At 41.1% G+C, this 13,812-nt stretch carries 8 protein-coding genes; 4 read left to right on the forward strand and 4 right to left on the reverse strand.

Features of this window, described 5'->3' with window-relative positions; translation table 11 throughout:
• Positions 1-201, reverse strand: a complete 201-nt coding sequence (locus tag AC2JBO_RS02045; protein WP_496951948.1) for a hypothetical protein — start codon at positions 199-201, stop codon at positions 1-3.
• Entirely contained in the window at positions 198-2,393 is a 2,196-nt protein-coding gene (locus AC2JBO_RS02050; protein WP_496951949.1) for an Hsp70 family protein, read from the reverse strand. Before AC2JBO_RS02050 ends, AC2JBO_RS02045 begins: the two co-directional genes overlap by 4 nt.
• 718 nt (positions 2,394-3,111) lie before the next feature.
• Between AC2JBO_RS02050 and AC2JBO_RS02055 the strand changes: the two genes are divergently transcribed.
• Positions 3,112-6,723 carry a two-partner secretion domain-containing protein gene (locus tag AC2JBO_RS02055; protein ID WP_496951950.1) on the forward strand — a complete coding sequence of 1,204 codons (3,612 nt, stop codon included), beginning with the start codon at positions 3,112-3,114 and terminating at the stop codon, positions 6,721-6,723.
• A gap of 160 nt (positions 6,724-6,883) precedes the next feature.
• On the opposite strand, the gene AC2JBO_RS02060 is transcribed toward AC2JBO_RS02055, so the two are convergent.
• Together AC2JBO_RS02060 and rimI are read right to left on the reverse strand one after the other, a co-directional pair.
• Positions 6,884-9,364, reverse strand: a complete 2,481-nt coding sequence (locus tag AC2JBO_RS02060) for an ATP-dependent Clp protease ATP-binding subunit (RefSeq protein ID WP_496951951.1) — start codon at positions 9,362-9,364, stop codon at positions 6,884-6,886.
• 421 nt (positions 9,365-9,785) lie between these two features.
• On the reverse strand, positions 9,786-10,340 hold the full coding sequence (rimI, locus tag AC2JBO_RS02065) for a ribosomal protein S18-alanine N-acetyltransferase (RefSeq protein WP_496951952.1): 555 nt from the start codon (positions 10,338-10,340) through the stop codon (positions 9,786-9,788).
• A 161-nt stretch (positions 10,341-10,501) separates the two neighbouring features.
• Here rimI and lysA point away from each other — a divergent pair, with 161 nt between their 5' ends.
• From lysA to uppS, 3 genes are all read left to right on the forward strand, one after another.
• A complete protein-coding gene (gene lysA, locus AC2JBO_RS02070; protein WP_496951953.1) occupies positions 10,502-11,902 on the forward strand; it encodes a diaminopimelate decarboxylase in 1,401 nt (466 codons plus the stop codon).
• Between the two features lie 153 nt (positions 11,903-12,055).
• A complete protein-coding gene (cdaA, locus tag AC2JBO_RS02075) occupies positions 12,056-12,979 on the forward strand; it encodes a diadenylate cyclase CdaA (RefSeq protein WP_496951954.1) in 924 nt (307 codons plus the stop codon).
• Positions 12,976-13,722: an undecaprenyl pyrophosphate synthase gene (gene uppS, locus AC2JBO_RS02080; protein WP_496951955.1), complete on the forward strand. Its 747-nt coding sequence runs from the start codon at positions 12,976-12,978 to the stop codon at positions 13,720-13,722. Before cdaA ends, uppS begins: the two co-directional genes overlap by 4 nt.
• Positions 13,723-13,812 lie beyond the last annotated feature (90 nt).

The raw sequence follows: 13,812 nt of genomic DNA on the forward strand, positions 1-13,812 counted from the left end.
TTAGATTAATGCTGCTAGAGTAAAACCTACAATTAAAGAAGAAATTGCGACTGTAAGTATGAACCATACGGGAATACCTTGACGTTGTTGTGGTAATTCTACAAGCATTCGTATTAAAGAAAGGTCAGTTTCGCAATTCGGGCAAATATTATTTGCAATATCTGGTCGCTGACAAACCGGACAAATTAGCTTCACACTCATCGGCTTAACCCTGTATCAATTGTTGCTGTTTGTACATTTTGTGATAGCCAGTATTGTACTTCACCCCACAATTCGTTAGAAATATAATTGGCTTCTTCGGTATCACCACGTCGCAGTGCAGCTACTATCCGTTCTTTTTTATCGTTAATTACTTCTCCGCGCGTCGGGGAAATTCGATTTGCTGTCGAAGCAGCATCGCGGCAATTGAGAATAAATTTTACTTCGTCCGGAAGCAACGCCATTTCTTGATTCGCCCTTTCGGCGCCTGTTTGCATGGCTGATATATCATCAGTATTGAGCGCGTTTCGCAACTGTAAAGCAATCATCTGCAAACGTTCTTGTTGACTGGGATGAATCAAAAAACCATAGGTTTGTACTATAAAATTACATTCATAAGCCCAATAAGAAGCTATTCTACGGTCAACAGAAATATATTCTTTTAGCTGTTCGTATTTTTTGTAAGCTTGTTCACGGATATCCTGCCGTTCTATACCTGTAGCAGGGTCGGTAATTTGATTAGTAACCTGAATTATCCGCATTACTTGCTGACTGACTTCTTCTACACTTTCGGCAGGGTATCCACGACTATTTATATCTCGAATAATTTCATCAACTTCTTCGTTGATTTTTTCATCGGTTCCACCGCGCGAGAACAAACTACTTACTTTTACTGAAGGGTCATTTTTCAAAACAGCGGTGATTTGTAAGCTACCATTTTGTTCGTCTAATTCTAAAGCAACTAGTACTTCAGTATCTTTAGAATAACGCTGGTATAAAGGCAGCCAAATTTTACCAATTGGCTCCATAATTTTGCGTTCATCATCACGGTTGAAAAATTCCAACCGAATTAAACGTTGTCCATCGCTTGTAGTTTTGAAAGTTTGAGCGGTTCTAAATGGGAGAACTTCGCCACGGTTTATAACTTTGTGGGCGCCATCAACAAGCTGTATATAATAGTCGCGTGAAACAGTGGCGACTTTTTGAGTTAACCCAGCGGCGACAATTGCCGCACCTTCTGCCACAGCATACATTGGACGGGGATGGATGACAACTCTATCGGCGCCGAATGCTTCTTGGACTTTGCGCGCGACTAGAGGAATTTGCGCCGAACCACCCACCAATAAAACCATATCTACTAAATCGGGAGTATAATCAGCATACGCGATAGCGTCGTAACAAATTGGGATAGTTTGTTCTATTAACGGGGAAATAAGTTCCTCGAATTGTTGAAGCGTTAGTTCCACGTCAATCATTATCGGCATTCCCAACTCGTTAAATAAAGGAGTTGGGGGAATAATCCGTACTTGTTGAGTATTGCTTAAAGCGACTTTTGCCCATTCGACGGCAATTTTCATATCGCTCCGAAACCGCGCTTGCTGGTAATCGGGCATATTCGCAATTAATGCTTCAATATCTTCAATACCTTCAGTTAAAGCAACTTGCTTTTTAACAAAATCAATAATCAGTTGGTCAATGTCATCTCCTCCCAACCAGAGATTTCCAGCTTTACCCAACTCAATAAACTGATTCCCACTTACTGTTAACAGCGAAACATCAAAAGTACCACCACCAAAATCGTAAACAAGAATCGTTTTCACATCACTAGACTCATCCGGCGTAAACCCATAAGAAATTGCAGCAGCAGTGGGTTCAGGCAAGAGTTCGCGAGGATTTAAGCCCGCGCGAATAGCAGCGGTACGTGTAGCGTGTCTTTGTTTATCGTTAAAATATGCTGGTACAGTAATAACTGCTTCATTAATAATGCTTGTTTGCCCTTGCTGGTTCTGATAAATTTGGGCATTTTGTACTACTTTTTTCAAGATTTCGCCGGAAATATCCTCTGGTTGATATTCTTTACCTCCCAGCCAAACCGCCAAACTATTCTCAGTCCCGGATGTAGCTTGAGTAATTTTATAACCGAATCTGTATAACTGCTCTTGTACTGCTGAGTCAGCAAAACCTCTACCCATCAAGCGCTTGATTGAAATAATGACATTTTCAGGGTCTGCGCGTAATTGATTATAAGCTTGTTGACCGACAACTAACTGATTTTGAGCCAACGCTACAACCGAACGAGTTAACTTTCGGTCGGGAGGTGAGTTATCTGTAGCGGTAGCGACTTCGACTTGGGCAAACTTAAAAGCAGCGACTGAGTTGGTTGTGCCTAAATCAATCCCGACTACATTACCCATCTTCCCCTCCTAGAGTAGCTATACAGCTTATATTATTTACTATTGCAGTGGATTGCTAACAGTTTTATGCATTAGTTTAGATAATTTATAAAAATTGAGGGCACCTTATTTCGGAAATGCCCGTAGCTCTCTTAACTCTTATCTCCGTTGTCTCTGTGTCTCAGTGGTAAATAAATATACCAAAAAACTCAACGACATGAACTTATAAGTTGATTTTATTTATGCCTAGTAGTCTGTGTCATTAATTCTGGTCGGCTCACGGCGTCTCGCCTGTGCGTAGGTCAGGCAAGATGCCTAAACTACGGGTTATTTTATATACTACCAAAACTTGTGACATGGACTACTAGTTTCCTAAAATACATCAAAATTTAATGAGTTATCCAAATTAAGTATAAATAATTCCATAGACTCAGATGCCTTCTTTGAACTAATAGTCTATCTCCAAGATTATAGATTTTAGACTTTTTTATGCTATGCATTTGGACAAGTAAAACTGTAACCAGAGAAAAATAGTCAATAAAATTGGTACTGACATACGAGGCAAAGAAATAAAAATCTAAGAGGATGTTTTAAAAGAGACGTTTAATGTCATGCTGAACAAAGTGAAGCATCTTAAGCACGACGTAAAATATAGATTCTTTGCTGCGACTTGTAATAATAACATTTTATACTTTGATCCAACTTTTAAAACATCCTCTAAAATCTTTTGTAGAAAAACATGAAATTAATTTTTCTGAGATTTTTACTAATTGGTGCATGTACTAATTGTTACATGTTTTCTGCTAAAGCAACAGCGCAAATCATCCCAGACAGTACATTACCAAATAACTCAGTAGTAATACCTGGTTGCACCACTTGCGATATTACTGGTGGAACAAGAGTAGGTCAAAATTTGTTCCATAGCTTTGACAAATTCTCAATTACTACAAATGGTGAAGCTTTTTTTAAAAATGCAATAGACATTCAAAACATCATCAGTAGAGTAACGGGTAATTCAGTATCAAAAATTGATGGTTTGATTAGGGCAAATGGTGCTGCCAATTTATTTTTGATAAATCCTTCAGGGATTATTTTCGGGGAAAATGCCAAATTAAATATTGGTGGATCTTTTGTAGCAAGTACAGCTAACCAAGTTAAATTTGGAGACGTTGGGTTTTTCAGTGCTACCAACCCAGAACAGCCGAAAGCTTTGCTGACTATTAATCCTTCTGCATTAATTTTTAGTCAAGGTCAAGCTGCATCGATTCAAAATAATTCCCGAATTGAATCAGGATTGCCGCCAAAGGCTAATTTTAATGATACTGGTTTAAGAATTGGCGATGGTAGAAGTTTAGTTTTAGTTGGTGGCAATATTAATGTTAATAATGGTGGATTGAATGCATATAGTGGAAGAGTTGAATTAGGCGCCTTTGCAGGAAATGGCGAAGTCGGACTTGAGATTAACAGTCAAGATATACGACTGAAGCCAAATAGTTTACCTCGTACAAACATATCACTAACTAATAACTCTCGTATTGATGTACAAGGTGAAAACGCAGGTAGTGTTGCTATAACAGCGCGCGAGTTAAATATATCAGAAGGTACTCGTATCATAGCTGGTATGGGCAGTTTAGATAGCCGTGAAGGTACTCAAGCAGGGAATATTGATTTAAATGCTACGGATAGTATTGTAATTGAAGGTCTTGCTTCAGTTTCCAATAACGTAGCATATAACGCTGTTGGTAATGCAGGGAATATCAATATCAAAACAGCAAATCTTAAGCTTATTAGTGGTGGTCAAATTCTAGCTGACACAAATGGACGAGGTAACGGAGGAAAGGTAATTATTAATGCCGACAATGTTTCTTTGGATGGAAGAACAAGTGACGGTGATGCGAGCGCTATCTTCACCCGGGTACTACCAGATGGAAAGGGAAACGCGGGAAGTATAGCAATTAATACCGATAACTTTTTTGCAAAAGGAGGTGCTGGGTTATTTAGCTTTACCCTCGGACAAGGAAATGCTGGGGATGTAACAATAAATGCTCCATCAGGAAGTGTCAGGTTTGAAGGTAGATTTGGTGATAGTAATCCGACTGGCATTTATAGCAATGTAGAAGAGCAAGGTGTAGGAAATGGAGGTAACATCCATATTACTGCCAAGGAACTTTTACTTTTGCCTGATGCAAATAATTTTGGTGCAGAATTATTTTCGATTACAAGAGGACAAGGTTCGGCTGGCGATATTATTATTGAAGCTAGTGACCGTGTTGTATTGAATCAATCTGGTGGCATTGAAACCGATGTGCGTTCCAATTTCGATAATAAAGATGGAAGTACTCGTCAAGGTGGGGACATCATTATTAAGACAAATCCGAATGGAAGTGTTTCTCTCGATAATAAGGGGATAATAATCGCCAGAAATGGAGGAAGAGGAAATGCGGGGAATGTATCCATTGCTACAGGTATATTTACAGCTAAAAATGGCTCTTTTCTAAATGCCGAGACATCTGGCAACGGAAACGCGGGTAGTATAGATATAAATGCTAGTCAAAGCGTTACTTTTGATAGCGGAAGTACTGTTCTAAGCAGTGTTTCACCAAATGGTGTTGGGAACGCAGGAGGTATCCGCATTAGCACTAAAGATTTTTTACTTAGTAATACAGCACTAGTTGCCAGTACAGAGGGACGAGGAAATGCAGGCAACGTCATTATAAATGCTAGCCACAGTGCGAGGTTTAATAATGAAGCTGGTATATATGCTACCGTTGGCGAAAAAGCTAGTGGCAGCGGTGCAAGTACTAGTATAAATACAAACAAAGATGGCGATGTCTATTTTGATAACGCTAAGGTTATTGCCAGTTTAAACGGAGAAGGCACAGCAGGCAATATCAATATTAGTACGGGTACTTTATCTACTGCTAAAAGCACTTTTGTAAATGCCACCAATGGTAAAGGCTCCGCTGGTACAATTACAGTTGATGCTAGTCGTGGTGCATTTTTGAACGAAAAAAGCAATATTGTTAGCAGTGTTTCATCAACTGGTGTAGGAAACGCTGGAGGTATCAGCATCACAACTGAAGATTTTTTACTTTCTAATTCATCAGGACTAATTGCTGGTACAGAGGGAAAAGGAGATGCAGGTTCAGTTCTGATCAATGCAAGTCGTCGTGCGGAATTTAGTCACGATAGTGGTATTTATGCCAATATTGACAAAAAGAGTAGTGGCAATGGTAATTTTGTCAATATAAATACTAGTAAGGATGGTAGTGTTTATTTTATTAATCAAGGTCGCGTCGTTGTTGGTACTGATGGAGAAGGCGCCGCAGGTAATGTCAATATAACTTCAGGTATCTTATCTATTGATAAAGACTCATTGATAAATGCCCAAACTGGCGGCAAGGGTGATGCTGGTACAATTACTATAAATGCTAATAGTGGTGTCTTCTTGAACGGAGAAAGTGTTGTCCTTGGCACAGTTTCGCAAAATGGTAGTGGTTTGGGAGGAAGTATCCGCATTAATACCGAAGAACTTTCATTAGCTAATGATTCAAAGATGCTTGTTAACACCAGTACGCCAGGGCAAGGTGAAGCAGGTAATATTGATATTAGGGCTGATTCCATAAAATTAGATAACGGCTCTTCTCTAAATGCCAATACTCGAAGTGTCAGCACTGACCCTAACAAGCAACAAGCAACTATTACCATCAATTCCCAAGATTTAATTTTACGTCATAAAAGTAATATAACTACCAATGCAGATGGGTCAAACGTTATCGGTGGTAACATAAATATCAAGACTGATATTCTGGGAGTCTTTGAAAGTAGTCGTATTACCGCGAGTTCTGAAGATTTTCGTGGTGGTAATATCCGAATCAATACCCTAGGTTTTTTTGTTAGCCCAAACAGTAGCATCAATGCTAGAGGTAAAACTCCCGAATTAACAGGGAATGTTGAAATAATAAGTAAATTAGACCCTAGCGGTGATTTATTTGAACTGCCCGAAAATTTGTTTGACGCATCCCAAAGAATTTCCACCGCTTGTACTCCGGGAAGTCGTTATTCTAGAAGTACTTTTTCTACAACAGGACGTGGGGGTTTATCAGAAAGTCCTATTGAACCATTACAAGCGTCAAACATTTCATCTCATTGGGTGACATTGGCGCCAAAATTAGAAAGCGTGCAGACAACTTTAACTGAGTCAGCAATTTCTACCGCTAATAATGTTGCTAAAACTCCAATTGTAGAAGCTTCTTCTTGGGTTGCTGATAGTAATGGCAACATTGAATTAATGGCGCCTGCTTCCAGATTGAATTTGAGCAGGTCTTGGCAACCAAATGCTGCTTGTTGAATTGATATAGCAATCTGTTGATCATTTGTAAACTTTTTCTCCTCTTCTTCTCTTTGCGTACTTTGCGGTTCGTTACAATAACATTATTTTTTTGGCCTACAAAAAAGTAGCACAGGCGGGACGCCTATGCTACGTGTCTTACATTTATTTTTATGAGTGACTATGCTTCTACACCTGCTCCGGGAGTCAGCAGTTCGCGACGTTCACCAGGACGAACGACGACGTTGTTGTTTTCATCGACATCAATGACGGCAATATCACCATCTTTAATGCGACCGGAGAGAATTTCCTCAGCTAGACTATCCTCTAACAAGCGCATAATCGCGCGACGTAAAGGTCTTGCACCGTAACTGGGGTTGTAACCTTCTTGGATAAGACGGTCTTTGAAGCGGTCGGTAACTTCCATCGAAATACCTTTTTCTGTAAGGCGCCCGAAGACTTCTTTGAGCATAATTTCGGCGATTTCGGTAACTTCCTGCTTGTTCAGCTGACGGAATACAATGATTTCGTCGAGTCGGTTGAGGAACTCTGGACGGAAGTAATTCTTCAGTTCTTCGTTCACTAAGAACTTAATGCGGTTGTACTGTGACTCGCTTGCATCTTCGGCAAACTCGAAACCAATACCACCACCACCTTTCTCGATGACCTTAGAACCAATGTTCGAGGTCAAGATTAATAAGGTGTTCTTGAAGTCTACGGTACGTCCTTTCGCATCGGTAAGGCGCCCGTCTTCAAGGATTTGCAGCAGCATATTGAATACATCGGGGTGTGCTTTTTCGATTTCGTCGAAAAGTACCACGGTGTAGGGTCTACGGCGTACTGCTTCGGTTAATTGTCCACCCTCGTTGTATCCTACATAACCTGGAGGCGAACCGATGAGCTTAGAAACGGTGTGACGTTCCATGTACTCGGACATGTCAAGACGAATCATTGCTTCTTCAGAACCGAAGAAGTATGAAGCCAATGACTTAGCTAACTCGGTTTTACCAACACCAGTAGGACCAGAGAAGACAAAGCTAGCAATTGGACGGTTAGGATTCTTTAAACCAACGCGCGCACGTCGAATTGCTCGCGATACTGCTTTAACTGCATCTTCTTGACCGATAAGACGCTGGTGCAAGGTGTCTTCCATGTGCAACAACTTCTCAGACTCCGACTCGGTAAGCTTGTTAACGGGTACACCAGTCCAAGATGCCACAATATGGGCAATGTCTTCTTCGGTAACAACGGGTTCATCGCCACCTTCAGTCTTTGTACCACTAGCTTTGCTTTGAGCAATGGCACGAATTTCGGCTTTGATTTCCATTTCTCGGTCGCGCAACTCCCCTGCACGGTCAAAGTCTTGACCACGTACTGCATCGTCTTTCTCTTTAAGAATTTGACGCAATTCTTTATCAAGCTCTTTAGCTGCGGGGGGAAGCTGAGAATTAATTAAACGTACCCGTGAACCAGCTTCATCAACTAAGTCGATAGCTTTATCGGGTAAATAACGGTCAGATATATAGCGGTCTGATAACTTCGCTGCTGCTACCAAAGCTTCATCAGAAATTTTCAGCTTGTGGTGTTGCTCGTAGCGGTCACGTAGACCATATAAAATTTCAATGGTTTCATCTACCGACGGTTCGCCCACCATTACTGGCTGGAAGCGTCGTTCTAGGGCTGCATCGCGCTCAATGTGCTTACGGTACTCATCAAGTGTTGTAGCACCAATACACTGCAATTCTCCGCGCGCCAAAGCTGGCTTGAGGATATTTGCTGCGTCAATGGCGCCTTCAGCTGCACCAGCACCAATTAAGGTGTGAACTTCGTCGATTACTAAAATTACATTTCCCGCTTGTCGAATCTCATCCATGATTTTCTTCAAGCGTTCTTCAAATTCACCTCGATATTTGGTTCCTGCTACGAGTAAACCAATATCAAGAGTTACTACACGTTTATCTTCTAAAATGTCAGGTACATCTTTAGTTGCAATTCGTGTTGCTAAACCTTCGGCGATAGCGGTTTTACCTACCCCTGGTTCACCAATTAGCACAGGGTTATTCTTAGTCCGACGACCAAGAATTTGGATTACTCGCTCGATTTCCTTGGCACGTCCTACTACAGGGTCAAGCTTACCGTCGGTTGCCATTTGGGTCAAATTCGAGCCAAATTCATCCAATGTTGGGGTTTTGGTGCGGCTGGATGGTCCACCTTGTGTTACCTCAGCGGTTTCGCCCAACATCCGAATCACTTGAGTCCGAACTTTTGATAAATCAACACCGAGGTTTTCTAGAACTCTTGCTGCTACACCTTCACCTTCGCGGATTAAGCCCAACAGCAGATGCTCGGTGCCAATATAGTTATGCCCCAACTGGCGAGCCTCTTCTAAGGAGAGTTCCAAAACTCGTTTGGCGCGTGGCGTAAACGGAATTTCCACAGCGACAAAGCCTGAACCTCGACCTATGATTTTTTCGACTTCAATCCGAGCGTCTTTGAGGTTGACGCCCATCGATTTCAGTACTTTAGCTGCGACTCCGGTACCTTCGCCAATTAGACCCAAGAGGATCTGCTCAGTACCGACGAAATTATGCCCAAGACGGCGAGCCTCTTCTTGGGCAAGCATAATCACCTTAATGGCTTTTTCTGTGAAGCGTTCAAACATATATTTTTCCCATCACCTGCGTCGTGCCGGTACGCTGATTTTAGCATAGCCTAAATATTCGGGTGTCCGTGTAGAGGTGTAGACATCCGAAACGTATGTGACGGTTTCACAAGTTTAATAATTTAATTTTTTACTTTTTATGTACGTGTGTGTGTTCGTTAATTGAGATTCAGATGCTTTTGTAGGGCTGATTTCGGACAAACGATAACTTTTTGCTGAGATACGTCAATACATCCCCAAGAGAAAATATTTAACATTTTATTTCTTGAGCGTCAAGTCGAATTTGAACTTTCAGCTACAGTTTCGATGAATTTATCATCACATTTTTAAGAAATTTATTTTCATTTACCAAAAATAAAGTTTTATTAAATAATGGTTAAGGTTGATAATTTTTTTGAAAAAAAGTAGTTTGCATACTAGATTATTCATTATTTGTCAAGGTATACCCGGATTGATTTAGGCGCCCCCTTATAGTATCAAGCCAAGTATCAAGCAGACGTGGAAATTGCGGCGCCTGGATGTCACCAAGCCAGAGAATCAGCGCATCTTCGTCATTATCTTTGTAATAACGGCGCCGTCGCCCTGCTGTTTTGAAACCAAATTTTTGATATAAAGTAATAGCACCTGCATTTGAGGGTCGCACTTCAAGGGTAGCTCGTTCTAAACCCTGCTTATAAGCTGTCTTCAGCAGCGAAAACAGTAAAGCCTGTCCGAGTCCTTGGCTCTGGTATTTAGGATGAACCGCCAAAATTGTAATGTGCGCTTCTTCTAAAATCGACCAAAAACAACCCATTCCCAGTAATTTCTCGGTTGTAAAGGGAGAAGTTAAGCCAAGCAAAACTGTATTCGCACTGTCTAACTCTCGCTGGTACGCATCAAGCGTCCAAAGACCACCAAAACAAGCTTGGTCGAGTTCGAGCAAAGCACTCAAATGCTTAGGTGTTAATGATTGGATTTCTAAATTTAGTGTGTTCACGTTTATTAGTTATGGCACATTCCATCTGTAAACTAAAGGATGGGAATATTTACTCATTTACAATAATTTAATATTTGGTTTAGACAGTTAGCTCACATTACAAAGTCGGACTAACCCTTCCAATCATGCCCCTAAATTAAACAAGGACAATTTTCACACTTATGGTATCGACTCAATCGGCAAAAGTCCAAGATTCTGGTCGTAAGTACTTACAACTTACAAAAAATAACATCGATATTTCTCCAAATCAATCTCTACTACCAATTACAGCCAAAGTCAACAATCATGACCATCTCGAAATAGGAGGTTGTGACGTTAATAACTTAATTAACAAATTTGGTTCTCCTTTATACATTTTGGATGAAAAGACTTTACGTACAGCTTGTCGCCAGTATCGCGACAGTTTCCAACGTTACTATAAAGGCGAATCTCAAGTATTATACGCTTCTAAAGCCTGGAGTTGTCTTGCCGTTTGTGCGATAGTCAAAACTGAAGGGTTAGGGATTGACGTTGTATCAGGTGGCGAATTATACACAGCGTTAACAGCAGGAATTAGTCCCAGTAAAATTTACCTTCATGGTAATAACAAATCACAGCAAGAGCTAATTTTTGCAATTGAGTCAGGTATCACGATAGTTGTTGATAACTGGTATGAGCTACAAACCCTTGTGGAAATAGCTTCTAACCAAACAGTACGCATCATGCTGCGACTGACACCAGGTATTGAGTGTCACACCCATGAGTACATAAGAACTGGACATCTTGATAGTAAATTTGGATTTGACCCTAACCAACTTGCACAAGTGTTTGAGTATGTGAGTAAACAGGGCGTGCTAAATTGTGTTGGAGTTCACGCTCACATTGGGTCGCAAATTTTTGAACGGCAACCGCACCGTGACTTAGCGGCAGTGATGGTGCAATGGTTGGAGCAAGCAGCTTCTTATGGGTTGTCAATTACAGAGTTGAATGTTGGTGGTGGTTTAGGAATTAAATATACTGAGTCTGATGATCCACCAAGCATTGAGGAATGGGTAGAGCCAATTTGCAACGTCATTCAAACAGCGTGTGAAAAACTTAACTTACCTTTACCTAAATTATTATCTGAACCAGGGCGCTCTTTAATTGCCACATCTTGCGTGACAGCGTATACTATTGGTTCATCAAAACAAATTCCAGGTATCCGTAACTATATAGCAGTTGACGGTGGTATGTCAGATAATCCTCGTCCAATTACTTATCAGTCAGTTTACCGCGCGGTCGTAGCGAACAAAATGTCGGCACCGTGTAGCGAAACTGTAACAGTTGCAGGAAAACACTGTGAGTCAGGGGATATTGTAATTAAAAATGCCGAGTTACCTCAAACTCAACCTGGAGATATCCTAGTTGTGATGGCAACTGGTGCTTACAATTACAGTATGGCATCGAACTACAATCGCCTGTCCCGTCCAGCAGCGGTTTTAGTATCCAACGGTGAAGCAAATATTATTTTGCAACGGGAAACATACCAAGATTTAATTCGACAAGATTGTTTACCGGAAAGACTTCAAAAAAGTGCTGAGTAGAAAGTGCTGAGTGCTGAGTAGAGTTAGGAGTTAAGAGTTATGAGTGATGAGTTAGGAGTTAAGAGTTATGAGTTGGGATTTTGTCCTCAATACTCAGCACTCAGCACTCAGCACTCAGCACTTTTAACTTAATTAAAGTACATTCCAGATGTCATGAGAGATTGGTGGAAGCAATGGCTGATAGCCTTGGGATGGTCGCAGTCCTTGCTGCTGAAGACTCTGGATATTATGTTAGTACTGGCACTGACTTACATGATGCTAGTTCTAATTAACGAGCGGCGGACGCTACGGATGGTTCTAGGTTTTGTGATTTTAATGTTAGCTTCAGCTTTGTCGCATCAGTGGAAGCTGGAACTGCTAAATTTTGTATTGGAAAAATTAGTAATTGGTTGTGCGGTTGCAATGGCAGTTGCACTACAATCAGAGTTTCGGAGATTTTTAGAATTATTGGGACGGGGAGAGTTAAAAAAGCTATTTCAACCCTCAAATCTCTCGCTTCCTAAATCAGATAGCACTATAGATGAAATTGTCGAAGCTATTAAGGAACTGTCGAAAAACAGAATTGGGGCATTATTGATTATAGAAACAACTGGCCCGATTGACGAGCGAGATTTTTCAGTACCCGGAGTTAAGTTAAACGCGGAAGTATCAAAAGAACTAATTCAAACCATCTTTCAGCCCAAGACACTTTTACACGATGGTGCTACATTAGTACGTGGCTCTCGGATTCTCGCATCGGGTATAATCTTACCGCTTTCGGGACGCACAGCCTCACGCCAGTTGGGCACACGCCATCGGGCGGCGATGGGTATTACTGAGCGGGTCGAAAATTGCATTTGTGTAGTTGTATCAGAAGAGACGGGTTCAATTTCTCTAGCGGAAAGGGGAACCCTAAATAGACCACTAACAATCGCGAAGTTAAAAGACTTGCTAGAAGAGAAACTGTCACCTACTATTGACCGGGAAGCGGTTGCTCCTGGTTTACTAAGTTTGGGGCGAAAAATTCGTAGCAAGACACTCAATGTAGTTTCACGATTACTCGGATTACCATCGACCGCTCCTCGGGATAAGAAATGACAGCACAACAAACAGAACTGCAATTACCCTCTGATTTAAAACGCGAATTACTACCAAAACACGTTGCGGTGATTTGTGATGGCAATGGTCGTTGGGCTAGGCATCGAGGACTGCCTCGTATCATGGGTCACAAACGCGGTGTTGAGTCCCTTAAGCAATTACTACGTACCTGTAATGATTGGGGAATAGAAGCGTTAACTGCATATGCTTTTTCAACTGAAAACTGGAAACGACCCCAGGAAGAAGTTGATTTTTTAATGACTTTATTTCAAGTAGTTTTGCGTAGTGAGTTACGCGAGATGATGAAGGAGAGTGTGAGGATTAAGTTTGCTGGAAACTTAAATGCACTTCCTACTGCACTACAAGAGCAAATTAGCTCGGCAATGGAGCAAACGCGAAATAATCGCGGCATCAAATTTACTATCGCGACTAATTACGGTGGTAGGCAAGAGATTTTATCAGCTTGTCGTGCTATTGCTCAAAAAGTCGAACAAGGTTTGCTCAAACCTTCGGAAATTGACGAGGAAACTTTTGAGAGTCATCTTTATACTGCTGGCATTAGCGACCCTGACTTACTAATTCGCACCAGTGGGGAGATGCGGATTAGCAATTTTCTGTTATGGCAAATTGCTTATACCGAGATATATATTACAGACGCATTTTGGCCTGACTTTGACACCAACGAGTTTCATCGTGCTTTATTAAGCTTTCAACAGCGCGAACGACGGTTTGGAAAAGCATAGAGTAATGAGTGCTGAGTGCTGAGTAATGAGTAATGAGTGCTGAGTGCTGAGTAATGAGTAATGAGTGCTGAGTGCTGAGTAATGAGTAAT

The sequence above is a fragment of the Calothrix sp. CBUCES-K 9914 genome (assembly GCF_059640475.1).

Coding starts and splice junctions, on each gene's coding strand:
- AC2JBO_RS02045 (WP_496951948.1), bottom strand. CDS start 201: ATGAGTGTGAAGCTAATTTGTCCGGTTTGTCAGCGACCAGATATTGCA.
- AC2JBO_RS02050 (WP_496951949.1), bottom strand. CDS start 2,393: ATGGGTAATGTAGTCGGGATTGATTTAGGCACAACCAACTCAGTCGCT.
- AC2JBO_RS02055 (WP_496951950.1), top strand. CDS start 3,112: ATGAAATTAATTTTTCTGAGATTTTTACTAATTGGTGCATGTACTAAT.
- AC2JBO_RS02060 (WP_496951951.1), bottom strand. CDS start 9,364: ATGTTTGAACGCTTCACAGAAAAAGCCATTAAGGTGATTATGCTTGCC.
- lysA (WP_496951953.1), top strand. CDS start 10,502: ATGGTATCGACTCAATCGGCAAAAGTCCAAGATTCTGGTCGTAAGTAC.
- cdaA (WP_496951954.1), top strand. CDS start 12,056: ATGAGAGATTGGTGGAAGCAATGGCTGATAGCCTTGGGATGGTCGCAG.
- uppS (WP_496951955.1), top strand. CDS start 12,976: ATGACAGCACAACAAACAGAACTGCAATTACCCTCTGATTTAAAACGC.